Source organism: Leptospira borgpetersenii serovar Javanica, assembly GCF_003046425.1.
Taxonomy (GTDB): domain Bacteria; phylum Spirochaetota; class Leptospiria; order Leptospirales; family Leptospiraceae; genus Leptospira; species Leptospira borgpetersenii.
Window position 1 is genome coordinate 7,501 of record NZ_QAJG01000023.1, and the last position, 2,500, is coordinate 10,000.

3 protein-coding genes (2 of these 3 running past the window's edge) are annotated in these 2,500 nt (G+C 38.0%); 1 reads left to right on the forward strand and 2 read right to left on the reverse strand.

Annotated features, from left to right (window positions below):
- Both CLV95_RS14995 and CLV95_RS15000 read right to left on the reverse strand, forming a co-directional pair.
- Positions 1 to 369, reverse strand: partial view of a hypothetical protein gene (locus tag CLV95_RS14995; protein WP_002733926.1) — the 5' portion only. Its footprint begins 54 nt before the window's first position; the window shows 369 of its 423 coding nt (coding positions 1-369); its start codon is at positions 367 to 369; its stop codon lies off the left edge, out of view.
- 66 nt (positions 370 to 435) lie between these two features.
- Entirely contained in the window at positions 436 to 1,833 is a 1,398-nt protein-coding gene (locus CLV95_RS15000; RefSeq protein ID WP_002734075.1) for a hypothetical protein, read from the reverse strand.
- Positions 1,834 to 2,080: 247 nt separating this feature from the next.
- Here CLV95_RS15000 and CLV95_RS15005 point away from each other — a divergent pair, with 247 nt between their 5' ends.
- A protein-coding gene (locus CLV95_RS15005; protein ID WP_002724340.1) for a helix-turn-helix transcriptional regulator crosses the window boundary here: on the forward strand, positions 2,081 to 2,500 show its 5' portion. Its footprint extends 525 nt past the window's final position; 420 of the gene's 945 nt are visible here — the first part of the coding sequence; the start codon lies at positions 2,081 to 2,083; its stop codon lies beyond the right edge, outside the window.

Here is a 2,500-nt window from a genome sequence, read left to right on the forward strand (position 1 = left end):
AGAAAGTCCTTCCACCAAATAACAAATCGCTCCTGGAGTTGTACATTTATATCCGTCGTCGTAGTTTTGTCCGTTTATAATGAGTTCGATTTTCTGACAGACCATTTTTTCCTTTACATTTTGGCTTTCTTCTTGAGCTACCAAATTTGAAGAAAGAAGCACACTCAATAAAAAAGAAAATATAAAAATCCGACCCTTAATCACTCCGTTCATTAAGGTTCGCAAGGCTTGGATGGAACTTAACGGATGAACGTGGAAGAGCGGCAAAATACCGAGTTGAGAAAGTATAAGAGCATAACGCTGAATTCTATAACTTTGGATTTCTGGATGATAGGCGATTGCAGGTTTTGTATACAAATTCAGTTTCATGATAATTCTATAGTCCTTTATTTTAAAAGATCGGCTCTCCTCTTGTTTTTTTGTCAACTATTGAATTCAGACCTTTTTATCTCTACGAATATTTCGAATCCACAGGTAGCCCAATAATAATATCGGCAGTAAAAAAATTCCAATCCAGACCCAATTTATGACAGCCTTCCAAGATGAATTAGGGTCCGTCCAAGACGGCAGATAAAAAAGAATTTTCTCCGGAAAAAAACCGGGTCTTTTTTGAGGATCAGGTTCCATTACGTGGTATAAAGAACTCGTATAATCAAACCAATATTTTCCGATCCAAACTTGATAAACGACACAAAGGATAAAAATTTCCCAAGCTATTTTTCTTGAAATAGAACTCAACATTTTCCAACCTGCGAGAAAAGGAAGAAAAAATAAAACCGCAGAACTCCATTGAAATCTACCTGGAAGAGAAAGACACCCGTAGGAACAAGGATGTCCCGCATTTAACCCAAGTTGTAAAATCAATACGAATAGAAAAAGAATTCCAGTTCGTTTTAAATCCTTATTTAGAATAAGAAAAAAAATCCCTAAAATTCCAGGAATCCAGATCATAGGATTCTGAAAAAAGAGTCCTTGATTCCGATCCATAAAAAGGCCCCAAAAGATCGTAATCCAATGGAAAAAATTCAGATCAAATGTCGGAGGAGAATTCTTTTCGCCATAAGGACCGAGAATCGATCCAAACCAAAAAAAGTTACAAACCAAAAAAAAGAACACGAACACGAGAATGGTTCCAAGAAAAATACATTTGGATTTCAGATCCACTTCCTTTTTGCAGAGAACCCAAAAAAGGATGAGCATTACGGACGGTAGATTTTTTGTATGAAGCCAAGCCAAACATCCGCATCCTACTGCACATGCAAAATACAGAATATGATTATTTTTGAAATTTATTTTCGTTTCCGACATCAATAGGATCGTAAATACGAAAATCAGCAGAATTCCGGTCGGCAGATCCGGAAATATTTGTCCCGCGACCATGGGAAACGGAAGACTAACGGAATAGAAAACCGCGATTAGCGTAGCTTCTTCCGACGAAAGATGAAAAATTTTACCCAATTGATAGAATAAAAAAGGAATAATCCCCGCCAAAAGAGCAAGATTAATACGAGCGCCCGTAATTCCGAAAATCGAATATCCGATCAATACGAGGCATGACGTCCCAATCGAATGAATGCTGTATAATTTTCCGTCTTTTGAAACCGTATGATTTTCCACATCAACGGGGCCAATAATTTTTTTCGTATTCCGATCTTCCTCGTAGTTATTTTTGAGATTAAAATCCCCGTCTTTTCGAATACTTTCTGATATCATTAGATAATGGGGCTCGTCTCCAGTGATTGGGACTCTCTTTTTTTTCTCCCAACTTAGGACGGTTCCGATGTAATACAAAACCGGCAAGCAGAGTAAAAGGAGTAACGTTATCTTTCGCATCTCTGAAAGGATTTCTCCTTGTTTCAAATTGTCAATCAGGATGTATTTCCTTGAACTTAAGGAGATTTTTCTTTAGCAGATATATCCGGCAACGATACTAACCCGTAATAAAATCAGTCGCCACTTAAAGTTTTATCCCAATTCAATCCGAACGTTTAGAAATGGAATTCATGATAAATAAGAAATACTACACATTTCCGGTTTACAGAATGTGCGGCGTTTTTACTTTTGAGGTCTAGGTTTTTTCATGAATCCAAGCACGGTCCGACTGAATTTTAAATTGAATCTGATTCGCCATCTTCGAGACGGCAAGAGAATGACTCTCGAAGAGCTTGCTAGCATAACCGGAATCAATAATCGCAAAGATTTAAAAGAACAATTGGGAGAACTTTTCTTTCTTGGAGCAACTCCTCACATTGCCGACTTGATTCAAGTCGATTACGACTCAGAGACGGACACCTTCGGTTTGATTCTACCGTTTCGTTTCGACTCCAGTTTGCGTCTGAGTATTCGAGAATGGTTAACTCTCAGAAAAATTTTAGAGGAAATTACGGAAACCAGTTCCGATCCACAGACGAATTCAACCGCTCGAAAAATACTACAGAAAATCGTTTCGATTGTTCCGGTTGCCGGGCAGGAAGCGCTTTCTAGTTACAAAGCCGATATT